The sequence below is a fragment of the Bradyrhizobium sp. ORS 86 genome (assembly GCF_045571475.1).
GTDB lineage: Bacteria > Pseudomonadota > Alphaproteobacteria > Rhizobiales > Xanthobacteraceae > Bradyrhizobium.
Map to the genome: position 1 here is coordinate 5590385 of NZ_CP120699.1, position 23365 is coordinate 5613749.

20 protein-coding genes are annotated in these 23365 nt (G+C 65.3%); 5 read left to right on the top strand and 15 right to left on the bottom strand.

What is annotated here, in order from left to right; all coding sequences use genetic code 11:
• Window positions 1–51: 51 nt before the first annotated feature.
• A complete protein-coding gene (locus tag P6U25_RS25840) occupies window positions 52–2418 on the bottom strand; it encodes a transketolase (RefSeq protein ID WP_407147587.1) in 2367 nt (788 codons plus the stop codon).
• A 131-nt stretch (window positions 2419–2549) separates the two neighbouring features.
• On the opposite strand from P6U25_RS25840, the gene P6U25_RS25845 reads away from it, so the two are divergent.
• On the top strand, window positions 2550–3011 hold the full coding sequence (locus tag P6U25_RS25845) for an Lrp/AsnC family transcriptional regulator (RefSeq protein WP_016841346.1): 462 nt from the start codon (window positions 2550–2552) through the stop codon (window positions 3009–3011).
• A gap of 1283 nt (window positions 3012–4294) precedes the next feature.
• Window positions 4295–5953: a Spy/CpxP family protein refolding chaperone gene (locus tag P6U25_RS25850; RefSeq protein ID WP_407147588.1), complete on the top strand. Its 1659-nt coding sequence runs from the start codon at window positions 4295–4297 to the stop codon at window positions 5951–5953.
• Between the two features lie 18 nt (window positions 5954–5971).
• Here the strand turns inward: P6U25_RS25850 and P6U25_RS25855 are convergent, their stop codons facing one another.
• On the bottom strand, window positions 5972–6874 hold the full coding sequence (locus tag P6U25_RS25855) for a LysR family transcriptional regulator (protein ID WP_407147589.1): 903 nt from the start codon (window positions 6872–6874) through the stop codon (window positions 5972–5974).
• A gap of 327 nt (window positions 6875–7201) precedes the next feature.
• Here P6U25_RS25855 and P6U25_RS25860 point away from each other — a divergent pair, with 327 nt between their 5' ends.
• Complete coding sequence (locus tag P6U25_RS25860) at window positions 7202–7984, top strand: carboxymuconolactone decarboxylase family protein (RefSeq protein WP_407147590.1); 783 nt, start codon at window positions 7202–7204, stop codon at window positions 7982–7984.
• Window positions 7985–8103: 119 nt separating this feature from the next.
• Window positions 8104–8499: a cupin domain-containing protein gene (locus P6U25_RS25865; protein ID WP_407147591.1), complete on the top strand. Its 396-nt coding sequence runs from the start codon at window positions 8104–8106 to the stop codon at window positions 8497–8499.
• A gap of 111 nt (window positions 8500–8610) precedes the next feature.
• On the opposite strand, the gene P6U25_RS25870 is transcribed toward P6U25_RS25865, so the two are convergent.
• Window positions 8611–9783, bottom strand: coding sequence for a fumarylacetoacetate hydrolase family protein (locus P6U25_RS25870; protein WP_407147592.1), 1173 nt, complete (start codon window positions 9781–9783; stop codon window positions 8611–8613).
• Window positions 9784–10106: 323 nt separating this feature from the next.
• On the opposite strand from P6U25_RS25870, the gene P6U25_RS25875 reads away from it, so the two are divergent.
• Window positions 10107–10985 carry a transporter substrate-binding domain-containing protein gene (locus tag P6U25_RS25875; protein WP_407147593.1) on the top strand — a complete coding sequence of 293 codons (879 nt, stop codon included), beginning with the start codon at window positions 10107–10109 and terminating at the stop codon, window positions 10983–10985.
• A gap of 77 nt (window positions 10986–11062) precedes the next feature.
• Here the strand turns inward: P6U25_RS25875 and P6U25_RS25880 are convergent, their stop codons facing one another.
• The 12 genes from P6U25_RS25880 to P6U25_RS25935 all read right to left on the bottom strand — a co-directional run bounded on the left by P6U25_RS25880 (window position 11063) and on the right by P6U25_RS25935 (window position 23330).
• Entirely contained in the window at window positions 11063–11731 is a 669-nt protein-coding gene (locus P6U25_RS25880; RefSeq protein ID WP_407147594.1) for an amino acid ABC transporter permease, read from the bottom strand.
• 76 nt (window positions 11732–11807) lie between these two features.
• Window positions 11808–13067 (bottom strand): NAD(P)/FAD-dependent oxidoreductase, encoded by a 1260-nt coding sequence (locus P6U25_RS25885; protein ID WP_407147595.1) that lies wholly within the window; start codon window positions 13065–13067, stop codon window positions 11808–11810.
• A 4-nt stretch (window positions 13068–13071) separates the two neighbouring features.
• Window positions 13072–13830, bottom strand: a complete 759-nt coding sequence (locus tag P6U25_RS25890) for an SDR family NAD(P)-dependent oxidoreductase (RefSeq protein WP_407147596.1) — start codon at window positions 13828–13830, stop codon at window positions 13072–13074.
• A gap of 80 nt (window positions 13831–13910) precedes the next feature.
• Window positions 13911–14993, bottom strand: coding sequence for a zinc-binding dehydrogenase (locus P6U25_RS25895; RefSeq protein ID WP_407147597.1), 1083 nt, complete (start codon window positions 14991–14993; stop codon window positions 13911–13913).
• Window positions 14994–15213: 220 nt separating this feature from the next.
• Entirely contained in the window at window positions 15214–16158 is a 945-nt protein-coding gene (locus P6U25_RS25900) for a DMT family transporter (protein ID WP_407152612.1), read from the bottom strand.
• 253 nt (window positions 16159–16411) lie between these two features.
• Window positions 16412–17251, bottom strand: coding sequence for an aldo/keto reductase (locus P6U25_RS25905; protein WP_407147598.1), 840 nt, complete (start codon window positions 17249–17251; stop codon window positions 16412–16414).
• A 263-nt stretch (window positions 17252–17514) separates the two neighbouring features.
• Window positions 17515–18414 carry an SMP-30/gluconolactonase/LRE family protein gene (locus tag P6U25_RS25910; protein ID WP_407147599.1) on the bottom strand — a complete coding sequence of 300 codons (900 nt, stop codon included), beginning with the start codon at window positions 18412–18414 and terminating at the stop codon, window positions 17515–17517.
• A gap of 116 nt (window positions 18415–18530) precedes the next feature.
• A complete protein-coding gene (locus P6U25_RS25915; protein WP_407147600.1) occupies window positions 18531–18956 on the bottom strand; it encodes a globin family protein in 426 nt (141 codons plus the stop codon).
• Window positions 18957–19012: 56 nt separating this feature from the next.
• Window positions 19013–19807 carry an ABC transporter ATP-binding protein gene (locus tag P6U25_RS25920; RefSeq protein WP_407147601.1) on the bottom strand — a complete coding sequence of 265 codons (795 nt, stop codon included), beginning with the start codon at window positions 19805–19807 and terminating at the stop codon, window positions 19013–19015.
• An 11-nt stretch (window positions 19808–19818) separates the two neighbouring features.
• Window positions 19819–20721 carry a nitrate ABC transporter permease gene (gene ntrB, locus P6U25_RS25925; protein ID WP_407147602.1) on the bottom strand — a complete coding sequence of 301 codons (903 nt, stop codon included), beginning with the start codon at window positions 20719–20721 and terminating at the stop codon, window positions 19819–19821.
• 54 nt (window positions 20722–20775) lie between these two features.
• A complete protein-coding gene (locus tag P6U25_RS25930) occupies window positions 20776–22092 on the bottom strand; it encodes a CmpA/NrtA family ABC transporter substrate-binding protein (RefSeq protein ID WP_407147603.1) in 1317 nt (438 codons plus the stop codon).
• A 323-nt stretch (window positions 22093–22415) separates the two neighbouring features.
• On the bottom strand, window positions 22416–23330 hold the full coding sequence (locus P6U25_RS25935) for an intradiol ring-cleavage dioxygenase (RefSeq protein WP_407147604.1): 915 nt from the start codon (window positions 23328–23330) through the stop codon (window positions 22416–22418).
• Window positions 23331–23365 lie beyond the last annotated feature (35 nt).

Sequence of the window (23365 nt, forward strand, 5' to 3'; positions counted from 1 at the left end):
ATCGTCGCCGCGCGCGTGGCAAGCCTCGCCGCCCGTCCCTCGCCTTCGCCGTCACACCGCCATCTTGCGATGCCGCACCGGGGCGCCGACGGAGAGGCTTTCGGCGGCGTCGATGATCGCGTTGGCGTCGATGCCGTAGTGGCGATAGAGGTCGCCGATCGTCCCGGTCTGGCCGAAATGCTCGACGCCGAGCGCTTCAACCCGATGACCGCGTACACTTCCGAGCCAGCCGAGCGAGGCCGGATGGCCGTCGATCACGGTCACGATGCCGCAGTCGCGGCCAAGCGGCGCGAGCAACCGCTCGATATGACTCAAATGCTGTACGCCGCGCCGGTCGCGGCGCAAATTCCGCGCCGCGGACCAACCGGCATAGAGGCGATCGGCGGAGGTGACCGCCAGGAGGCCAACATCGCGATGGCTTTCGCCGATCAGGCCCACCGCCTCGATCGCCTCGGGCGCGACGGTCCCGGTATAGACCACCACCAGATCGCAATTCGGGCCCGGCTTGCGCAGCCAGTAGGCGCCGTCGGTGATGTCGCGCCGCAGGTCCGGCGTCATGATCCGCTGTGGCTGCTCGATCGTGCGCGTCGAGAGCCGCAAGTAAACCGATCCGCCATCCGCGCCCTCGCGCTGCATGTGCTGGAAGCCGAAAGCCATGATCACGGCAAGTTCATCGACGAAGGCCGGGTCGAACGAGGCGAGCCCGTCCTGCGCGATCCCAATCAGCGGCGTCTTGATCGACTGGTGCGCGCCGCCCTCCGGCGCCAGCGACACGCCCGACGGCGTCGCGGCCACCATGAAGCGGGCATCCTGATAGCAGGCATAGTTCAGCGCATCGAGGCCGCGCTCGATGAAGGGATCGTAGAGCGTGCCGACCGGCAGCAGCCGCACGCCATTGATCTGGTGCGACAGCCCGAGCGCGGAGAGCATAATGAACAGGTTCATCTCGGCGATGCCGAGCTCGATGTGCTGTCCCTTCGGCGAGTATTCCCAGGTGTAGGCGGACGGGATCTTCTCCTGCCGGAACAGGTCGTGGTTCTCCAGCTTCGCGAACAGGCCGCGGCGGTTGACCCAGGCGCCGAGATTGGTCGACACCGTGACGTCGGGCGATGCCGTGACGATGCGCGAGGCCAGCGCGCTGTCGCCGCGCGCGAGCTCATGCAGCACAAGGCCGAAGCCCTGCTGCGTCGACATCTGCGCCGAGGCTTTGAAGGCGAGTTGCTCGGGCACGTCGATCTCAGGCGCCGACAGGCGACGACGTCCCTCGCGGTTGAACGGCGCCTCCGCCAGGAAGGCTTCGAGCTTGGCGGGATCTTGCGACAGGCCCTCGAACTTGTCCCATTCATGGCCGACACGGATGTTCTGCGCGGTGCGCCACTTCTCCATCTGCGCCACCGTCATCAGGCCGGCGTGGTTGTCCTTGTGGCCCTGCATCGGCAGGCCGACGCCCTTGATGGTGTAGGCGATGAAGCAGACCGGGCGATCATGATCGACAGCTTCGAACGCCTCGATCATGCTCGCCATGTCGTGGCCGCCGAGATTCGACATCAGTGCAAGCAACTCATCGTCGCTGCGGCGGTCGATCAGCGCCGTGACCTGCCCCTGGTCGCCGATATCGTCCTGCAAGTGTTTGCGGAAGGCGGCGCCGCCCTGGAAGCACAGCGCCGCGTACATCTGGTTCGGACAATTGTCGATCCAGCGCCGCAAAGCCTCGCCGCCCGGTTCGGCAAACGCTTCCAGCATCAGCTTGCCGTACTTCACGATCACCACGTCCCAGCCGAAGTTGCGGAACATGGTCTCGAACTTGGCCCATAGCCCTTCGCGCACCACGGCGTCGAGCGATTGCCTGTTGTAGTCGACCACCCACCAGGTGTTGCGCAGGCCGTGCTTCCAGCCCTCGAGCAGCGCCTCGAAGATGTTGCCTTCGTCCATCTCGGCGTCGCCGACCAGCGCGATCATGCGGCCCTCGGGGCGATCCTCCATCCAGCCATGCGCCTTAACGTAGTCCTGCACCAGCGAGGCGAACAAGGTCTGCGCGACGCCGAGGCCCACAGAGCCGGTGGAGAAGTCGACGTCGTCCGCATCCTTGGTGCGCGACGGATAGGATTGCGCACCCTTGTAGCCGCGGAAATTCTCCAGCTTGTCACGGGTCTGATGCCCGAACAGATACTGGATCGCGTGGAAGACTGGACTCGCATGCGGCTTCACCGCGACGCGGTCCCGCGGGCGCAGCACCGAGAAATAAAGCGCCGACATGATGTTGGCGAGCGAGGCGGACGATGCCTGATGGCCGCCGACCTTCAAGCCATCGGAGTTCGGCCTGACATGGTTGGCGTGGTGGATCGTCCACGACGACAGCCACAGCACCTTGCGGGCCAAAGCGGACAGCATGTCGAGGCGTTCAGGCGCTATTCCCATGGCAAAGCTCCCAGGCGATATCGCCGATGTTACTGCCGGCCTGTGGCCCAAAAATCTCAATTCCGCGCGACAACACAGGAAGAATTGGGATAAATTCCCACGATCTGGCCTCAACCTGCGAGTTTGTCCTAATGCCTGCCCTCGATGCCATCGACCGTAAGATCCTGAGTCTGCTGCAAACCGACAGCCGCATGACCATGCAGGAGCTCGCCGACAAGGTCGGGCTGTCGGTGTCGCCCTGCCATCGCCGGGTCAAGCTGCTCGAGGAGCGCGGCGTGATCTCTCGCTACATCGCAACCGTCGACCAGAAATCGATCGGGCTGCATGTCTCTGTCTTCATCTCGATCAAGCTCGCCCGGCAGAAGGAGGAGGACCTCAACCGCTTCGCGCGCGCGATCTCCAAATGGGACGAGGTGCTCGAGTGCTATCTGATGACGGGCAACCGCGACTATCTGCTGCGCGTCGTCGCCGCCGACCTCTCCTCCTACGAGGCGTTCCTCAAGAACAAGCTGACCCGGCTCGACGGCATCGCCTCGATCGAGTCGAGTTTTGCCTTGAGCCAGGTGAAGTATTCGACCGCGCTGCCGGTGTAGGCGGACAGTGTTCGTTGCCTCGCATCGCCCCGCCAGACGGCGCGGTGTCATCACCCGCGCATGCGGGTGATCCAGTATTCCAGAGGCGCTGGTTGTTGAGCCGAGAGACCGCGGCGTACTGGGTCGCCCGGTTGAACCGGGCGATGACAGCCAGGATGAGGGCACGACTTCGTCCTCTCGCGACACAACTTGTCCGAGCTTTGCATCTCATCTCGCCCTCCGATCAGGTAGAGGGCGCAGGGAAAGCCGGGTGCCGATCGCACCCATGGGCCCGGTGCAATAAAAGTAGCACCGGGGGTAGGACCACAGGTGTAACCGGAGCAATCCCGGCTTTCCCTGCGCGATGGGTTACGGCTTATACGTGCTCGCCCCGGCGAGACTGGGCTTGGTTGTCACCGCTGTTGCAAGACGCAATTGCGTCTTGCAACAGGACACCTGCCACTAGGGCGTCAGGCCTGCACGACTTCGCCGTCCGCCGTATGCGCACTCGTCAGTTGCGCAAGCGGCGTCCACCGCATCCCGACCCAGCACTCGTGACGATCGCGAAGCGCCCCTCAGGCGGGTGAGACGGACGATTCATACACCGATTTTTGTTTCTTTAAAACAGAAATATTTTTGTTGCGAGGGCTTGCGCAGTCGGGCAACTCAGTGATTGGCCTCGATCGAGGCCTCGCCTGCCGCAGCCATTGTCACGGTGATGGAGCAGCCTCGACGCATCGCCTCAATCGGCGGAGATCGAGCGCCGATCGGCCTTGCCCCGCCAGCTCGCAGGCGCATAGAGAGGCTCGGGCTGCTGCGACGTTTGCGCTCGTGTCGACGGCTCCTCTCGCGCCACCGGCCGAGGCATCTCGAGCGATCCTTGAGCCGACAATGCCGACGCCGACCGTTCCACTGCGGTTGTCTGTTTCAGGCCGAACTGCCTTGGCATGGGACCCTCCGAATCAAGATCATTTCCTGCTTCGTCGATCGATTACAGCGCGAGCGGTTTGCAGCGCGAGGGGAAATGCTCTGTCCATTTCCCAAGCTCTTTATGAAGGAACCAGTCCAGATATTCCCGAAGCTGCTCTCGGGAATCTGCTCCTGGCCTCTCGCCGACGCGCCTGCGCTGAGATGCAGGCGGTCTCATCGCAAACTTCCCGATCATTAGCAGGACCGAATTCGGCATGAGCGGGGCATGCCCGCAAAGAGTTGCTGCGGTGCGTGGTCGCGGCGGGAACCGGGCGGCACCGTACAGTGTTGATGTCGGGTGCTATTGAGTGCCTAGACGCGAGGTAACGAACACCATGGCTGGAGCTGCTCGCAGACACGTGTGGTTGGCGCTCGTCGCAATTCTCGTAGCAGCGTCGGCGGCGCTGCTTGCGGATTCTGCCGAGGCAGCCCGTGGCGGCGGAGGTGGCGGAGGTCATGGTGGTGGCGGGGGCGGCGGATTTCACGGCGGGGGCGGCGGTGGCTTTCACGGTGGCGGTGGAGGTTTCCACGCTGGCGGAGGCGGCGGCTTCCGCGGCGGTGGTGGCTTCCACGCCGGTGGGCCCGGTGCCGGCGGTTTCCATGGCGGAGGCGTTCGCGGCGGCGGCTTTCACACCATTCATGCGGCGCCTCGTGCCGCTCCAGCGGCCGGCCGCGGCGGCGGCGCGCGGCAATTTCACGCCACCCGCAATCCCGCCATCACCCACAATCCTGCCGTCTCACACGGCGTAGCCGCGAGCCGCCACGCGCCATCGGCCGCCGTGATGCGGCGCAACGCCAGCGCTGTCGGCCGCACATTGTCCTCGCGTCGGATCACGGCCGCCATGCACACGCCGGGCGGCTTGCGCAACCCGATGGCGCGCGCCGCGATTACGACGGCCGCTGCGGGGGCCGCGTTTGGATATCGCGGCGGAGACTGGTGGTGGCGCCATCCACATGGCGGCTACGGCTGGGTCGGCCCGGTGTTCTGGCCCTACGCCTATTACGATCTCTACGACTACACCTGGTGGGGCTGGGGCTATGACCCGTATTTCTGGGACTACGGTTACGGCGATATCTATGCCGGCCTGTTCGGTCCCTATGATTACGATGCCTTGAGCGGCTATGCCGACTACCTGCCGAGCCGCGGCGGTTCACGGCAGCCGACCACGTCCAACCGTTCCGGCACGGCTACTCTTGCCGACATGTGCGGCAGCGACAGTCGTAACATCGCAGGCTTCCCGATCGACCAGTTCCGCAGCGCGATCGATCCCAACGCCGAGCAGAGCGCTGCGCTCGACGACCTCGCTGCCGCCTCGCAGCAGGCCTCCGAGATCATCCTCAATTCGTGCCCGAAGGACGTGCCGCTGACCGCGCCGAGTCGACTGGCTGCGATGCAACAGCGCCTTGAGGCCATGCGCAGCGCGGTGGAGACGCTGCGGCCGCCGCTCGACAAGTTCTATGGCCTGTTGAGCGACGACCAGAAGGCAAAGGTGACCGCGCTGGTGGCCGACCAACAGCGCGCCCGCCGTGGACGAGCACCGCGCGAAAGCACCGCTGATACCGCGACCTGCAACCCAGCGCAGCCCGCCGCCATCGAATGGCCTGGTGATCTCATCGAACGCAATGTGAAGCCGACCGACGCCCAGCGCGCCAGCCTCGACGCGCTGCGCGATGCCACGACGAAGGCCGAGGATATGCTGAAATCGTCCTGCCCGCCCACCGACGCGCGCACGCCGCCGGCGCGGCTTGCGGCCGTGGACGCAAGGCTCGATACGATGCTTCAAGCGATCGGGACGGTGCGTCCGGCGCTCGACAGCTTCTACAACTCGCTCAGCGACGAGCAGAAGGCCGCGTTCGACGCTGTTGGCCCCGAGCACAATGGCGGCGCAACGGCGATGGCCGCTGATACCGAGGAGCCACGGCGCAGCCATCATCGCCGCCACCGTCACGGGCCCAATATCGGCGGCATGATCTTCCGGATGATGGGCTTGTGAGGCTCGCGCTCGCTTGTCTCACACCTTCCCGCGGTATCGCAGCGCCTCGACCAGCAGCGAGAACGCGGGTGAGGCCTGCCGGCGGCTTGGATAATAGAGGTGATAGCCGGAGAACGGCGGGCACCAGTCGGCCAGCACGCGCACCAGCCGGCCGGCCGCAAGATGCGGCTTCGCCTGTCCTTCGGTCAGATAGGCAAGGCCAAGCCCGTTCAGCGCGGCGCTCAGCAGCGTGCCGGAGCCGTTGAACACGAGCTGGCCCTCGACGCGCACATTGAGCTCACGTCCGTTCTTCTCGAACTCCCACGCATAGAGCCGGCCGCCATGGGTCGGCAGGCGCAGGTTGAGGCAATTGTGCTCGGTCAGTTGCTGCGGCGTGCGCGGCTTCTTGCGCGCCGCGAAATAATCGGGCGAGCCGACCACCGCCATACGCAGGTCCGGACTGACCCGGACCGCGATCATGTCCTTGGCGACCAGCTCGCCCGGGCGGATCCCGGCGTCATATTGCTCGGCGACGATGTTGCTCAGCCCGTAATCGATCACGACCTCCACGTTGATGTCAGGATATTTCGGCAGGATCGCGCGCAACGCCGGCATCAGGATGGCCTCGGCCGCATACTCGGTCGAGGTTACGCGGATGGTGCCGGCCGGCTTCTCGCGCAGCGCGCTGAGCGCGGTGAGCTCGCCATCGATCTCATCGAACTTCGGCCCGATGGTGCGCAACAGCCGCTCGCCGGCCAACGTCGGCGCGACGCTGCGGGTGGTGCGGCTCAACAGCCTGACCCCGAGCCGCTCCTCCAGCGCCCGCACGATCTGGCTCAGCGCCGACTGCGACAGCCCGAGCTTCGCCGCGGCGCGCGTAAAGCTCCGCTCCCGCGCCACAGCAAGGAAGACAAGCAGGTCGCTCGCATTGTCCCGATCCATTGATTAGCAGGCCTCATGAATGCATGCAGTTTTCATCATCTAATCCGCAACGGGCGGACGCGCTAGCTTCAGCGCAACAGAGATTTCAGCCACACCCGCCATGTCCGTTACGACGTCAGATAGGCGAAACGCCGCACCGGCGCCTACACCGCATGCCTCGATCTTGCGCTCGGCGTCACCGCGCCGCTGCTCGGGTTGATCGCCGGAGCGGCCAGGCTCAACGCCGTGTTCCTTGCCAGCGCGCTGATCGTGCTGAGCGGGGCTTGCATCGCGCTCCGCCTGATGCGGCCGGCGGCATCGAACGCGCGAACCTGACGGGAGATGACCGTGAAACGGATAGCCGCCGCAATTGTTGCCACGTGCCTGATCGCCTCGCCCCCAGCGTTGGGGCAACAGCCACCACAAGGATCAAGAGCCATGCCCAATATCGACGACATCAGGGCCGTCGCGCCCGTGCTGGAGACATACCGCCAGAAAATCCTGCTCGGTGATCTCTGGAAGCGTCCCGGCCTGTCACCGCGCGACCGCAGCCTGGTCACGCTCGCGGCGCTGATCGCGCGCAACCAGACGATCGAGCTCGCCTTCTACCTCAATGGCGCGCTCGACAATGGCGTGACGCCGGCCGAGATCTCCGAGACCATCACCCATCTTGCCTTCTACACGGGATGGGCCAACGCGATGTCGGCGGTTGCCATCGCCAAGGACGTGTTTGGGGCGCGCAAGATCGGAGCCGATCAGCTTCCGCAGGCCTCGGGCCCGCGGCTTCCGCTCGACGAGGCAGCCGAGGCACAGCGTGCGACACGCGTTGCGCAGCAATCCGGCGACGTGGCGCCGGGCCTTGTGCAATACACCGCCGACGTCCTGTTCCGCGATCTCTGGCTGCGGCCTGGGCTCGCGCCGCGCGACCGCAGCCTCGTCACGGTCAGCGCGCTGGTCGCGACCGGACAGGTGGCGCAGATCACCTATCATCTCAACCGCGCCATGGATAACGGGCTGACCAAGGCCGAGGCCGGCGAGATGCTCGCCCAGCTCGCTTTCTACGCCGGGTGGCCGAATGCGTTCTCGGCGCTGCCGGTCGTCAAGGATGTCATCGCGCAGCGGCCGCGATGACCTCGCTGTCGAGACGCGGCCTGCTCGTAGGCACCGGCGGGACGCTTGCCGCGTTGATGTCGCTGCGGCCGGCCGGCGGCGCAGTGTCAATCCAGACAACGGACCACAGGAGCAACAGCATGCAGATCACCCGAATTGGATCGCAGCCGTCCCGCAAGGGACCGGATGATTATTTCAGCGGCACGGTCCGGGTCGACCCGCTGTTCCAGGCCCCGGAGCCGGCGCGCGTCGGCGGCGCCAGCGTGACGTTCGAACCCAGCGCGCGCACCGCCTGGCACACCCATCCGCTCGGCCAGACCCTGATCGTCACCGCCGGCTGCGGCTGGGTGCAGCGTGACGGCGGGCCGGTCGAGGAGGTCCGGCCCGGCGACATCGTCTGGTTTCCGCCGGGTGTCAAGCATTGGCACGGCGCGACGCCGACCACGGCGATGACACACATCGCGATCCAGGAGACGCTCGACGGCAAGAATGTCGACTGGCTGGAAAAGGTCAGCGACGCGCAGTATCGCAAGTGATCGGAAAGCGACGATTGTAGGGCGGCAAAGCGCAAGCGTGCCCACCATCGCGAGCCGAGCACTTGAAAGGTGGGCACGCTTGCGCTTTGCCCACCCTTGCGGATTGTGCGCTCAGATCACCTTGCGCTGCGCCAGGTTTTTCATCAGCGCGCCGACGCCGAACGTCCAGTGCTCGCATTCATCGCTGCCGCGCATGCGGTTGACGAGCTTGCCGAGCTGCGGCGCGGCGATGGTGACGATGTCGTCGCGCTTGTGGGTGAAGCCTTGACCCTTCGCATCGCGGTCCTTGACCGGCGCGAACATCGTGCCGAGGAATAGCGCAAAGCCGTCGGGATATTGATGCACGGCACCGATGGTCTGCGCGACGAGGTCGGTCGGGTCGCGGCTGATCTTGCTGATCGAGGAATGGCCCTCGAGCACGAAGCCGTCGGTCCCCTTCACGGTCAGGCCGACGTCCATCCTGCGCACGTCGTCCAGCGTGAAGGTCTGGTCAAACAGCCGCAGCAGCGGGCCGATCGCGCAGGAGGCGTTGTTGTCCTTGGCCTTCGACAACAGCAGCGCCGAGCGGCCTTCGAAATCGCGCAGATTGACGTCGTTGCCGAGCGCCGCGCCGGCGATCCGGCCGGTGCTGGAGACCACGAGCACGACCTCAGGCTCCGGATTGTTCCAGGTCGACTTTGGATGCAACCCGGCATCCATGCCGGTGCCGACCGACGACAGCGTCGGCGCCTTGGTGAACACCTCGGCGTCGGGACCGATGCCGACCTCGAGATACTGGCTCCAGGCGTTCTGCTCGATCAGCACCTGCTTGAGCTTCATCGCCTCCGCCGAGCCCGGCTTCAGCTTGGAGAGATCGTCGCCGACGAGGCGCACCACCTCCTTGCGGATCGCCTCCGCCGACGACGGATTGCCGCGCGCCCGCTCCTCGATCACGCGCTCCAGCATCGAGATCGCGAAGGTGACGCCGGCCGCCTTCAGCACCTGCAGGTCGACCGGCGCCAGCAGCCACGGCTTTTGCCGGTCGCGGCCGTCGGGCGGCGTGTTGGCGAGGATCGCCGCAAGGTCGCCGATCCGTTTGCCCCTGGTGACGCGCAAGGCGGTGGCGGGATCCTGTTCCTCGCACAGCGCGCTGACCGTCGGAAAGCGCGCGGTGACGTCGAACACGCCGTCTTCGCGGACCGCCACCACGGCCGGGCCGCCGGCCTGCGGCAGCCAAACCCGCCCGACCAGCGTGCCACGGGTGGCGTCCTCCGGCAGGACATCTGTTGGCGTGAGCGAAATCATCGGAATCTCCCTTTTGGTCTTGTTGCGGCTTCCTAGCACAGCCATGGCCGCGATGTGAGGGGCCGTCATCGCGACGCACCTGGCGGAGACTCCTCCTCACCGGATCGCATCTGCGCTGCGATGTAGCCGGAGCTTCGCTTCGGCGTTCGAAAGCGACGGCCGCTATAGGCGGCCTAGGCCTCTCCCTGCAAGCGGGGCGAGGCAAGAGGCCAAGACATAGGCAATCACGCCCTCACCTCGCCTACTAATGGCGCAGGGCGGCACTATTGCTGCAACCATGGGCCGACGCTAGGCTCCCCCCGATTTGGTGCAGGGAGGCCCACGTGACTCAATCCGACGACATGAAGATTTCGGAAGACCGCCGCGATGCGCTGCGCTATGCGCTCGGGATCGGCAGCGGCGCGGCGCTCGCGGCCGCGATGGCAACCCCGGCTTCGGCTGAGGCGCAAGCCGACAACACGCTCGACCGGATCAGGGCCAACAAGGTGCTGCGCATTGCCGTGCTGCCGGGCGAATTGCCCTACTTCAACAAGGATCTCGCCACCGGCACCTGGTCCGGCTTCTCGATCGAGATGGCGAACGATCTGGCCAAGCTGCTCGACGTCAAACTGGAATATGTCGAATCGACCTACGGCAACTCGATCCTCGATCTGCAAGCCAACAAGATCGACCTCGGCTTCGCGCTCAATCCGACCCCGCAGCGCGCGCTGGTGGTCGATTTCACCCATCTGGTGTTTCCGCATCCGTTCGGCGCGATGCTGAAGAAGGGCATGGAGGCCAAGACCTGGGCCGACATCAACAAGCCCGAAGTCAAGATCGCCGTCGACGTCGGCTCGGCCAACGAGGCGGTGGCGCGGCGCTTTGCCCCCAACGCCACCATCAAGTCGCTGAAGTCGCGCGACGAGGTGATGCTGGAAATGTCGTCCGGCCGCGTCGATTGCGTCGTCAACGCGCTTGTGCTCGGCCTGACCGCGATCGCCAAGAACCCGAACCTCGGCACCTACAAGATCCTGCAATCGCCCTCGGTGACGATCGCGAGCGGCACCGCGGTGCGCCGCGAGGCCGACAAGCGCTGGCGCGATTTCCTGTCGGTGTGGATCGATTACAACCGCGGCATCGGCCAGATGCGCGAATGGTTCGTCAAGGGTCTCGGCCTCGCCGGCGTCAAGCCGGAAGACGTGCCGGTGGAGTTGAATATTTGAGGGCGGCCGAATTTCGCACGCATTAAGCCGCGTTCTCCGCGACACCTCTCCCCCGCTTGCGCGAGGGAGAGCAGCGCTCACACCTTGTCGTAGGTCAGCCCGCGCTCGAGATGCCGCGCGACCAGCGTCGAGGGAAACAGGATCGCGAAATAGATCAGCGCCACGATCGTGTAGACCTCGAGCGGCCGATAGGTGTCGGCATTGATCAGGGTCGCGTTGTAGACGAGATCTGGCACCGCGATGATCGAGACCAGCGACGTGTTCTTCAGTTGCGTCACCGACTGGTTGACATAGGGCGCCATCATCGGCTTCAGCGCCTGCGGCAGGATGACGAGCCGCATCAGCGGCCAGCCGCGGAAGCCGAGCGCCTTGGCGGCATCCCACTGCCCGACTGGAACGCTTTCGATGCTGCCGCGCACAATCTCGGCGTAGAACGCGCCGCCATAGAGCGAGAGCACGCTCATCGCCGCGACATGCGCCGGGATGTTGACGCCGATCACGACCGGAAAGGCGTAGTAGAACCAGATGATCTGCACCAGCAGCGGCGTGCAGCGGAACGTTTCGATATAGGCGATCAGGAACCAGTCGATCACCGGAATCCGCCGCAGGCGCAGCATGCCGACGATCAGCCCGATCAGCGTACCCAGGATGATGGTGCCGATCGTGTAGGCCATGGTCCAGCCAAGCCCGAGCCAGAACAGATGGCTGTACTTGGCAAGGACGCCGAAATCCCAAACGTAGTTCATCCTGCCCCTCGATTGCCGGGAGTCCCGCGCCCGTCGATCATCCGATGCTCCAGCATTGCAGGCGAACCGGCGGGAGTCACGCGATATAGCGGCTCGGCGCGAAGGCCTGTGTATCGAACGGCGGCGCGCTGCCTGCGATCATCGCCGCGATCGCTGCGCCGGTGCCGGGACCCGTGGTGAAGCCGATGTGCTGGTTGCCGAAGGCGAGCCAGAGGCCGCGATGCCGCGGCGCCGGCCCGATCATCGGCAGGCTGTCCGGCAGCGTTGGCCGCGCGCCGCGCCAGCGCTCGCCGACGGCGTCGCCGAACTCGATCACGCTGCGCGCCAGCGGCACCACTGTGTCGAGCTGGGAGAAGTTCGATGGCGCGTCACGCGCCGTCAGCTCGACGCCGCAGGTGACTCGAATGCCCTGCTCCATCGGCGTCATCACGAAGCCGCCGTCCGCATCATGGATCGGGCGTAGCAATTTGCGTGCCGGGTTCAGCGCGAAATGCTGGTGATAGCCGCGCTCGAACGCCAGCGGCACGCGATAGCCGAGCGGCCGCAACAGCTCCGCCGACCAAGGCCCGAGCGCAACCACGACATGGCGCGCCGCGATCTCGCCGTCGGCGAGCAGCACGCGCCAGCCGTCGTCCTGCGGCACGATCTGCCGGATCTCGGATTGCCGGATCGCGCCGCCGCCGCCGGCCAGCATGCTCGCGTAGTCCTTGACCACCGCGCCCGGCGAATCGACCGACGCCGTCTGCGTGTGCAGCAGGCCGACGCTGTAGGCAGGGATAATGTTGGGCTCGAGCGCGGAGATCGCCTGGCGATCCAGCACCTCGCTCTTGATGCCGTATTCGGCGAGCGCCGTCTGCTCCGCTTTGGCGTTGGCGAGCCCATCGCCGCGCCAGGCCTTGAGCCAGCCGGTCTCGCGAATGCGATGCCCCGCGCCCGCCCGCGCGATCCAGTCGCGATGCAGCTTGAGCGACGTCGAGATCAGTCCATGTAGCGCGACCGCGCGCGGCTTGGTCTGCGACGGTGCGGCGCTGGCGAGAAAGCGCATCACCCAGCCGGCATTGGCGACGGCCCAGGGAAGATTCCAGCGCAGCGCCGGATGTTGGTTGCTCAGATATTTCGGCAGGCTCTTCCAGAGCGCGGGCGTGTTGAGCGGGAAGATCGAGCCAGATGAAAGAATGCCGGCGTTGCCGTAGGAGGTTTCGCTGCCGGGCTCACGGCGGTCGACGACGATGACCGACAGCCCGCGCTGTCGCGCCGCGAGGCCCGCGGAGACGCCGACCATGCCGGCGCCGAGCACGACGACATCAACCTGTTGTCCTGGGGCGCCCTCCGTCATGTCATCACGTCAGAGTCAGGCCGCCATCGACCGGCAGCAACGTGCCGGTGACGTGTCCTGCCTCCGGCGACAGCAGGAAGGCGACCACGGCAGCGACCTCGTCGGGTTGTCCCAGCCGCTGCATCGGATTGGCCTTCGCCACGCGCTCCCAGGCTGTGGGATCCAGCGCACCGACCAGGCCGCGATCCTTCTGCGTATAGCCAGGCACCACGGCGTTGGCGGTGGCGCCCGAGGCGGCGAGCTCGATCGCCAACGATTTCACCAGCACTTCGAGCGCGGCCTTGGCCGCGGCCGATCCGGGAAAGGTGCCGCCGGGCACGAAGCGATGCGCCCCGAAGCTCGAGACCGCGACGACGCGCCCCTGTGCGCTGCGTGCCAGATCCGGCAGTGCGGCGGCCGCTATTTCGTGGAAGGCCGCAGCCATCACCGCAAAGGCCCGCTCCAGCGATTCGCGCGGCAGGCTGGCAAAATCGCGACGGTCGGCAAAGCCGGCCGCGTGCACGATGGCATCGACCGGCCCGAATTCCGCGCGCACCGCATTGACGAGCTCGGCACCACTACCGGGCTTGGCGAGATCGCCGCTGCGGATGGCGACCTTTGCACCGGCGCGCCGGCACGCCTCCGCGACCGCATTCAGCCGTTCGCGCCCAGCCGCCTCTGAGCCCTGCCCATGCAGCATCAGGCATTGATCGAGCCCGGCTAGCCGCCGCGCGATCGCCGCACCAATGCCGGAGCCGCCGCCCGTGATGATTGAAACCCGCATGAACCGCTGCACTTTCGAAGACAGCGAACTATAGGTTCGGTGTCACGAAATGCAAACCAGCACGCGCATGGCCGGAAGGTCTAGCGCCAGGGCTCGACCAAAATCTTGGTGTGCGCTTCCGGGTTGGCGAGATCGGCGAAAGCCTGCGCCACGCCGTCGATACCGACGCGGCCGGTCACCAGCGATGCGGCATCGACCCGCCCTTCCGCGATCAGGCGCAGCGAATAGGCAAACTCCTCGGGCGTGTAGCCGAGCACGTACTGAACGTTGAGCTCCTTCAGGATGCCGAGCATCGGCTCGGAGCGATCGGTCTCCATGCAGACGCCGACCACCACGATGCGGGCATCGCGCGGCGCGCCCTCGAACACCTGCTGCAACACACCGGGCACGCCGACGCATTCGAAGATCAACGCCGGCTTAAGCGCTGGCAGCATAGCCTGCATGGGCGGCCGCGCGGCTTTCTCCTCCGGCGTCATCTGGGCGTGCTCGGCCCAGCTCGCATAGGGCTGGGTCTTGGCGGGGTCGATGACGACATCGGCGCCCATTTTTTCCGCAAGCCGGCGCCGCGCCGGCGAGTAGTCGGCGGCGACGATCGGACCGAGACCCCTGATCTTCAGCGCCGCGATCACCGCAAGCCCCACCGGCCCGCAGCCGATCACCAGCGGCACCTCGCCGCCGCGAATGTCGGCCTTCGCCACCGCATGCACGCCGACCGCAAGCGGTTCGGTGAGCGCGGCGTGTTCGGCCGCGAGTCCGTTCGGCACCTCAAGCAGCAGCGCCTCGCTGAGCAGCATCTGCTCGGCATAGCCGCCGATATTCTCGTTGGAATAGCCGACACCCCGCGGTCCCTCCGGCGTGAGCAGTGCCGGCACGGAGCACACTCTCGTCCCTGGCTTCAGCTTGCGCGTGCTGTTGGGTCCGTAATCCAGGATTTCGCAGCAGAACTCGTGGCCGAACACGACGTCGCGGGACAGGTCCATCGGCTGGCGGCCGGGAAAGAATTTCGTCAACTCCACCATTCGGTGGGCATGCTTGCGCGCGTGCAGATCGGAACCGCAGATGCCGCAGGCGAGCGTCTTGACCAGCACCTGGCCTGTGCCGGGCTTCGGCTCGGGCAAGGTGTCGACGACGATCTCGCCGTTCCTGAAGATGGCTGCGCGCATGGTTCCTCCCAACTGGATTCGCCTCACTTATAGAGCCGATCGATTCTGATTGAATCAGAACCGAAACTCCCGATTCTTGCGTTGAGGCGTTTCTTCAGTGTCGACCAGTCGCCGTTCCGGATCAAGTCAGCGACAGGCGTTTCGCTCCAGAACGCGACCGAGGATGACTGCGCACAGCGCCGTTGCCGGGATTGGCGCCCGGCAACACCATGGCCGCCAATCAGGCGTTCGGCGCCGGCTCACCGGCCACGGCGAGCAATTGCGAGCGACGAATTCGCTCGCGATGCGCGGTGTAGAGCCCTGAGGCGACGATGAAGGCGGCCCCGAGGATGGTCCAGCGGTCGGGCACTTCGCCAAAGATCAGGAAGCCGAGGATGCTGACCCACAGCAACTGCGTATAGGAGAACGGCGCGAGCACCGAGGCGTCGCCATAGCGGAACGCCAGCACCACGATCCATTGTCCCGCGGTAGACGCAATACCGATCAGGAGGCCGAACAGGACGTCGTGCCAGGTCGGCGTGACCCAGACGAACGGCACCAACGCGGAGACGATGGCAGCGCCCGTGATTGCCGAATAGGCCATGACGGTGACCGAGCGTTCGCTGCCGCTCATCATGCGCGTCATGATCAGCGTGACGGCCCAAGCCAGCGCAGAGACGATCGGGAAGAATGCCGCGGGATGGAACGCGCTGGTGCCGGGCCGCAGGATGACGAACACGCCGGCGAGCCCGACCGCGGTCGCGATCCAGCGGCGCAGGCCGACCTTCTCGCCGAGGAAAGCGATCGACAGCGCGGTGACGAACAGCGGCGAGACGAAGCTGGTGGCGGAGGCCTCTGCGATCGGCAGGAAGCCGAGCCCGGTGATAAAGATCAGCGAGGAACCGAGCAGTGCCGCGCCGCGCAGCACGTGCAGCCCGGGGCGCCGGCTCTGCATCGCGAACAGCGGCGTGCCCGGCAGCATCGCGGGCGTCATGATCAGCGCGAACACCAGAAAGCGGATCCAGGCGATCTCGATCGAAGGCAGCGTCGAGGACAGATACTTCGCGGTGACGTCGGAGGTTCCCAGAAACACCGTCGACAGCAGGATCAGCGCGATGCCCTTGAACGGCCGATCCGTGCGCGCAGGCGCTTTCGGTGCGACGGACTTCTTTTCAGGCAACGGCAAAAGGGCGCTGTCCAGCCTGGCGGCTGCGGCGGGGGGCGGCGTCACGGCAATCTCGGAGGCAAAATAAAACGAATCTGCTGACACTCACAAAACGCCAATTCCGCCGCAAGGACAATGGCCGAAAACGGGACTCGGATATGCGTCAGCGCGCGGCGGCCTGCCACAGGCGTTGCGCAGGCGCGATTGAAACAGTTTGTTAGGAATTGTGTGGAGCGCAGCGGCGCGAGTCTTCCTGAAACGCGCGCCGCCACGCTCACAGCATTGGCAGTGAACGCGGCTTCGACCCGCGTGGAAACGCCTTGTCGAGCGCCGCGACCTCGGCGCCGCTGAGCGTGAGGGTTCCCGCCGCGGCATTCTCCGCCGCGTGGTCCGCGCTCGACGCCTTCGGAATCGCGAGCACCGATGGATCGCGGATGAGAAAGCTCAGCGCGACCTGACGTGGAGTTGCCTTGTGCGCCTGCGCGATCGATTGCAGCACGGCGCCGCCCTTGCTCGACGGCGAGGGGAAATCGTCGTGACCGAACGGCGAGTAGGCCACGACGGCGACGCCATGCTGCGCGCACCACGGGATCACGGCATGCTCGATCGCGCGCTCCTGCAGATGGTAGAGCACCTGGTTGCAGGCGATCTTGCCCTCGCCGGCGACGTCGAGCAGCTCATCGAGATCGGCAGTGTCGAAATTGCTGACGCCCCAGGAGCGGATCTTGCCGGCCGCCATCAGATCGTCGAAGGCAGCAACGGTGTCGGCGAGCGGATAGGATCCGCGCCAGTGCAGCAGATAGCAGTCGAGCCGGTCAGTCTTCAGCCGCTTCAACGAGCGCTCGCAGGCGGTGATGGTGCCGCGCCGCGAGGCGTTGCTCGGCAGCACCTTGGACACCAGAAACAGCTCGTCGCGACGACCAGTGATGGCGTCCGCGATCACCAGCTCGGCATCGCCATACATTTCCGCGGTGTCGATATGCGTCATGCCGTCGTCAATGCCGCGCTTCAGCGCGGCGACGGCCGCCTTGCGGTTGCCGTGATCGAGGTACCAGGTGCCCTGCCCGATCACCGAAACCTGCGGGCCGCCTTCGCCGAATGCTTTTGTCTGCACGATCGCCTCGTTATGCGTAGTTCGTTGATGGCCCCGCGCACAACGATAGTGCAAGCGAGCGACAATGTCTCCACATCGCCGTCCCGGCCTAGTGCGCAATTGCGCACGGGGGGCCGGGATCCATACTCCGCAGCAGTCGTTTTGGCGGGACTCGTCATTCCCACCGTGCGCAACGACATTCGTGGTTATGGGTTCCGGCTTTCGCCGGGACGACGGCCGAGTGTGTTGCGCGGCCCGTGCGCTCCAGCGCCGGTGTGTGACGATCAGCCGAGCCCGCTGATGTCGGCCACAAGCACCGAGCCCGTCACTGATTCCGTGATGTAGAGCCGGTCGCGGTTGGCGCCGCCGATCGCGACATTGGTGCAGCTCTGCCCGGCGCAGGACTTGATGCGCGCGATGCACTCGCCGTTCGGTGCAAAGACAAAGACATGGCCGAGCGAGGCGTGCGCGACGAACAGCCGACCGGCTTTGTCCATCGTCATGCCGTCGGGCCCGCTCGGGCCGAACAGCGAGCAGAAGCGTCCGACCTTGGAGACGCTGCCATCCTTCATGAATGGTGCGCGCCACACCGCGTTGTCACGTGTCATGGCGACGAACAGCACCGCCTCGTGCGGATCGAGCACGAGGCCATTCGGGCTGATGCCGGTGTCGATCAGGCAGTCGAGCTGGCCGTTGCTCCGCAAGCGATAGACGCGGCCGGTCGGATCGTGCAGGCCGGTCTGGCCCTGATCGGTGAAATAGATGTCGCCGTTCGAGGCGATGTGCAGGTCGTTGCAGCCGCGGAACGATTCCGAGTTGCGCGACCGCAGCACCGGCGTGACCTTGCCCGCCTTGGCGTCGAGCTCCATCAAGCCGTGCCGGTAGTCGGCGATCAGGATGCTGCCGTTGGCGTCGATCTTCAGCCCGTTCGGCCAGCCATCATATTCCGCGACCTGCGACCAGGTCTTGTCCGGCGCAATGCGGAAGATGCGCCCGAACGGAATGTCGACGATATAAAGATTGCCCGACGCATCGAATGACGGCCCCTCGATGAAACAGTCGGTCATCGCACCCGGCCGATTGGCATCGGCCCATTCGGTCGCCACCTTGCGGCGGAATTCGGCTGGCACGGCGGTGAAGATCTCGGTCGGGATCAGCTTTGGCGGCGTTTCCAGGTACATCATTGTCGGGTTCACCCATTGGCGGAACGGGGTGGACCATAGAGGAGAAGGCGTGCGGCGTCGAATGCACCGGGGACATTCCGTCATTGACGACGGGACGTTGTCGTATACGCATTCCCCTATTCGGCCGCTTGCGCGCTGCCGTAGGCCTCCGAGATCATGTAGCCCGACAGCGTGCCGTAGGCGGCAGTCCAGGCGGCGGCCACGTCGGGTGTCCAGGCGTCGCCGAGACCCTTCTCCAGCGTCCACAGCAGCGCGGCGCCGACCACCGGATAATGTTCGGGCCTCGCGCCATAGCCGACATGGCGCTTGGCGAGCGCGCTTGCGGCGGGAAGCACCGAAGGCAGATTGCCCAGCCCGTTGACCACGACCGCGAGCGTCGCCATCAGCTTCCTGCGCTGCTCGGTCATGTCCGCGGGAAACATCGCCTTCACACCGGGCGCGACCTCGAACAGCCGGTCATAGAAGATCGCCGCCGCCTGCTCCGAGATCGGCGCCACCTTGGCAAAGGAGTCCTGCACGAGCTTGATCTGGTCGGGTGTCATGTGTGCCTCCATGCACGCTGCCTCCCTCGCCGCGCCATTGCGGCGAGGTGAAGGGGTTATGCCGCCTCGACGAAGCGATGGCGTTCGTAGAGAAATTCGAGCACGCGCTGCCGGCACTTCAGATAGCCGGGGTTGGCCGCGAGCTCGAGCCGCTTGCGCGGGCGCGCCAACGGCACGTCGAGCACCTCGCCGATCCCTGCACTCGGGCCGTTGGTCATCATGACGATACGATCCGAGAGCAGCACGGCTTCGTCGACGTCGTGGGTGATCATCAGGATGGTGTTACCGAGCTTCTGGTGCAGCGCCATCACCGTATCCTGCAGATGGGCGCGGGTCAGCGCGTCGAGCGCGCCGAATGGCTCGTCGAGCAGCAGCACCTTCGGCTCCATCGCGAGCGCACGCGCGATGCCGACGCGCTGCTTCATGCCGCCAGAGATCTCGCTCGGCCGCTTGTCTCTGGCATGCGCCATCTGCACCAGGTTGAGATTGTGCATCACCCAGGCGTCGCGCTCGGCCCTGCTCTTTGTTTTGGCGAACACCTTGTCGACGCCGAGCCTGACGTTCTCATAGACGGTCAGCCACGGCAGCAGGCTGTGGTTCTGGAACACCACGGCGCGGTCCGGCCCCGGCGAATTGACCTCGCGGTTCTCCAGCAGCACGCAGCCTTTTGTTGTGCCGGTGAGGCCGGCGACGATGTTGAGCAGGGTCGACTTGCCGCAGCCGGAGTGCCCGATGATCGAGACATATTCGCCCTTGTCGATGGTCAGATTTATGTCCTTCAGCACCTCCGTCGTGGCGCTGCCGCGGGCAAAGGTCTTGTCGATGTGATCGAGCTTCAGATAGGCCTGCATGACTTGCTCCCTCAGTTCGCAGCCGTGCCGCGGGTCACGATCTTGCCGAGCCCGGCGATCAGGCGATCGAGCACGAAGCCGATGATGCCGACGTAGAACAGCGCCAGGATGATTTCGCTGATGTGCGAGGAATTCCAGGCATCCCAGATGAAGAAGCCGATGCCGACGCCGCCGATCAGCATCTCAGCCGCGACGATCGCGAGCCACGACAGACCGATGCCGATGCGCAAACCGGTGAACATGTAGGGGGCGGCGGCCGGGATCATGACCTTGGTGAAGAACTCCAGCGGATTGAGCTGCACCACGGCGGCGACGTTGCGGTAATCCTGCGGAATGTTGCGGATGCCGACCGCGGTGTTGATGATGATCGGCCACACCGAGGTGATGAAGATCACGAAGATCGCCGAGGGCTGGCCGTCGCGGAACGCGGCAAGCGACAGCGGCAGCCAGGCGAGCGGCGGGATCGTGCGCAAGACCTGGAATAGAGGATCGAGCCCGCGCATCGCCCAGACCGACTGGCCGACCAGCGTGCCGAGCGCGATGCCCGCGACCGCGGCAAGCGAATAGCCGTAGGCGACGCGCTGCAGGCTGGCAGAGAGATGCCAGAACAATCCCTTGTCGATGCCGCCATTGTCGAAGAATGGATCAAGGATCAGCTCGCGAGTGTCCTTGAACACCTTCGAGGGCGGCGGCAGGCTCGACCCGGCGCGCCGGCAGATCAATTCCCAGATCACGAGCAGGAGCGCGATGACGATCGCCGGCGGCACCACGCGCACCGCGATCTCTTTTGCGATCCGGGCATGGGCCTCGGCACGCGGCGTTGCCTTGGGCGTCATCGTCACGACCGGCGCCGGCGCAGCAGCCGACGGGATCGCCACCGCTGACACATCGGTCTTCATGGCAGGCATAGACATCAAAGAAAAATCTCCGTGGTGACAGGCCGCGCAATCTGCAACCCGATGATCGGATCAGACGTCCAGACGCTTGATGGACAGCGACTTCAGGTAGGCGGCGGGATCGGCGGGATCGAACACCTTGCCGTCGAAGAAGGTCTCCTTGCCACGCGAGGTCGAGGCTGGAATCTCGGACGCGGGCACGCCGAGCTCCTTGGCGGCCTCCTTCCAGAGGTCCTCGCGGTTGACCTTGGCGATCAGCGCCTTGGTGTCGAAGCCGGGTTCATACTTGCCCCAGCGGATGTCTTCGGTGAGGAACCAGAGGTCGTGGCTCTGATAGGGATAGGACGCGTTGTCTTTCCAGAACCGCATCTGCTGCGGCGAGTTCTCGACCACGCGGCCGGTGCCGTAATCGAACTTGCCCTTCATGCGGTCGGTGATGTCCTCCACCGGACAATTGATCCACTGCCGCTTGGCACAGATGGCCGCGGTCTCGTCGCGGTTCTCCGCCTTCTCGCACCACTGCTGGGCCTCCATCACCGCCATCAGCAGTGCCTTCGCGGCCCTCGGGTTCTTGTCGACCCAGGCAGCGCGCAGGCCGAACGACTTCTCCGGATGCTTGTCCCAGAGCTCACCGGTGGTGAGCGCGGTGTAGCCGATCTCCTGATGGATGAGCTGCAGATTCCACGGCTCGCAGACGCAGAAGCAATCCATGGTGCCGACCTTCATGTTCGCTACCATCTGCGGCGGCGGCACCACAATGGTCTCGATGTCCTTGTCGGGATCGATGCCGCCGGCGGCAAGCCAGTAGCGGATCCAGAGATCGTGCGTGCCGCCCGGGAACGTCATCGCGGCCTTCACTGCCTTGCCGGACGCCTTCTTCCTCTCGAGCGCGGCCTTGAAGGGCGCGGCGTCGATGCCGACCTTGAGGTCGGCATATTCCTTCGCAACCGAGATGCACTGGCCGTTCAAATTGAGCCGCGCCAGGATGTACATCGGCGTCGGCTGGTTGTTCTGCGTCACCCTGCCGGCCGAGATCAGATACGGCATCGGGGTCAGGATATGCGCGCCGTCGATGCCGTTGCCTTCGGAGCCGAGCACGAGATTGTCGCGCGTCGTGCCCCACGAGGCCTGCTTCTGCACCTCGACATCGGGCATGCCGTATTTGGCGAAGATGCCCTTCTCCTTGGCGACGAACAGCGGCGAAGCATCGGTCAGCGCGATGAAGCCAAGTTTGGCGCCCTTCACTTCCGGACCTGCTCCTTGCGCGAACGCCCCGGCGGGGAAGTTGAGCTTCACTGCTGCGAGCAGCGCCGCGGTGCCGCTGGTCGCCTTGAGGAGCTGGCGACGGCTCAATCCGCGGCCTGAACGACGGTCGTTGCGCTTGGTCATGGGCAGTCTGGTCCTTCTGCGTCTGTGCTGAGGATGGCCGTCCGTCTGGTGTCGCCGCTGTCAGCGCATGAGGGCGCGTTCGGGGGTGGCCCCGGTGCGGCAGCACAATTCGGATCATTGGTCTCAAGGGACGGCGTCGATGGCGTCGGCAGCTCACTATTCAAGCCGCGTGCCAAATCGCTGCAGCGCAAAAACGCGATGGAACCGAAAGAGTTGCGAACCATGTCGCAGCGCGCGGTGGCGCGCGCTCAGCATTCAGAATTTGCGATTCGCTCAATTCTTGTGCGACGCGCAAGAATTGAGCAGGCAATGCGAGCGAGCGATCAGGCGTCCTCGGCAACCTTCGTCCCGAGCGGCGCGGGCGCCATTCCGCTGCCCGGCTTCACGCGGAATTCGTAAGTCATCAGGTGCCACGGACCGTCCGCTTTTTTGCCGTCAGGCATCACGGAATCGCTGCGCTGCTCGACCTTGGCGATCAGTTCGTCCTTCACGCCGAACACGACGTCGGAATCGATATACTTGTCGCCATCGATGAAGACGTGGGTAATCAGTGGCTCGTAGCCCTTCGCATTGACCAGGAAATGCACATGCGCCGGCCGCATCGGGTGGCGGTTGGTCTGCGTGATCATCTGCCCGACCGGGCCGTCGGTCGGGATCGGGTAGCTGCACGGCAGGATGGTGCGGAAATAGAAGCGGCCGTCGGCATCGGTGATGAAGCGCGCGCGTGACGACGGACCTTCAGTGGCATAGCTCGCCTTTTGTGAATCATAGAAGCCGTCGTCGTCAGCATGCCAGACGTCGACCGGCACCTTGGCCAGCGGCTTGCCGTTGAGGTCGGTGACGCGGCTCTGCACGAACATGCGCTCGCCGGGCAGGCTTGCGGAAATGTCGGTGCCATGCGGCGTCACCTTGTGCTCGCCGACATAGAACGGGCCGAGCACCGTGGTCTCGGTGGCGCCATCGCGATCGCGGTGGTTGACCGCGTCGACCAGCATCGACACGCCGAGCACATCAGAGAGCAGGATGAACTCCTGGCGGATATCGGTGCACTTCTGGCCGGTGCGAGTGAGGAAATCGATCGCGTAGTCCCATTCCTCGAAGGTGAGATCGGTCTTGCGCACATAGTCGTGCAGCGACTTCACCAGTTCCTGCAGCAGGAACTTGGCACGCGGACTGGGCGTCTGGTCGAAGCTGCGGATCACGGCGGCGGTGAGCTCGGTGTCGTTGAACTGGGTCATCTGGCGTTTCCCTGGCGGTCCCTTCGGGGCGCGAT

Bases quoted from the DNA above. Each gene is read 5' to 3' on its own strand.
- P6U25_RS25880 (WP_407147594.1), bottom strand. From the start codon at position 11,731: ATGAACTACGTTTGGGATTTCGGCGTCCTTGCCAAGTACAGCCATCTG.
- P6U25_RS25865 (WP_407147591.1), top strand. From the start codon at position 8,104: ATGCAGATCACCCGAATTGGATCGCAGCCGTCCCGCAAGGGACCGGAT.
- P6U25_RS25870 (WP_407147592.1), bottom strand. From the start codon at position 9,783: ATGATTTCGCTCACGCCAACAGATGTCCTGCCGGAGGACGCCACCCGT.
- ntrB (WP_407147602.1), bottom strand. From the start codon at position 20,721: ATGTCTATGCCTGCCATGAAGACCGATGTGTCAGCGGTGGCGATCCCG.
- P6U25_RS25930 (WP_407147603.1), bottom strand. From the start codon at position 22,092: ATGACCAAGCGCAACGACCGTCGTTCAGGCCGCGGATTGAGCCGTCGC.
- P6U25_RS25910 (WP_407147599.1), bottom strand. From the start codon at position 18,414: ATGATGTACCTGGAAACGCCGCCAAAGCTGATCCCGACCGAGATCTTC.
- P6U25_RS25855 (WP_407147589.1), bottom strand. From the start codon at position 6,874: ATGGATCGGGACAATGCGAGCGACCTGCTTGTCTTCCTTGCTGTGGCG.
- P6U25_RS25840 (WP_407147587.1), bottom strand. From the start codon at position 2,418: ATGGGAATAGCGCCTGAACGCCTCGACATGCTGTCCGCTTTGGCCCGC.
- P6U25_RS25890 (WP_407147596.1), bottom strand. From the start codon at position 13,830: ATGCGGGTTTCAATCATCACGGGCGGCGGCTCCGGCATTGGTGCGGCG.
- P6U25_RS25915 (WP_407147600.1), bottom strand. From the start codon at position 18,956: ATGACACCCGACCAGATCAAGCTCGTGCAGGACTCCTTTGCCAAGGTG.
- P6U25_RS25845 (WP_016841346.1), top strand. From the start codon at position 2,550: ATGCCTGCCCTCGATGCCATCGACCGTAAGATCCTGAGTCTGCTGCAA.
- P6U25_RS25850 (WP_407147588.1), top strand. From the start codon at position 4,295: ATGGCTGGAGCTGCTCGCAGACACGTGTGGTTGGCGCTCGTCGCAATT.
- P6U25_RS25935 (WP_407147604.1), bottom strand. From the start codon at position 23,330: ATGACCCAGTTCAACGACACCGAGCTCACCGCCGCCGTGATCCGCAGC.
- P6U25_RS25885 (WP_407147595.1), bottom strand. From the start codon at position 13,067: ATGACGGAGGGCGCCCCAGGACAACAGGTTGATGTCGTCGTGCTCGGC.
- P6U25_RS25920 (WP_407147601.1), bottom strand. From the start codon at position 19,807: ATGCAGGCCTATCTGAAGCTCGATCACATCGACAAGACCTTTGCCCGC.
- P6U25_RS25895 (WP_407147597.1), bottom strand. From the start codon at position 14,993: ATGCGCGCAGCCATCTTCAGGAACGGCGAGATCGTCGTCGACACCTTG.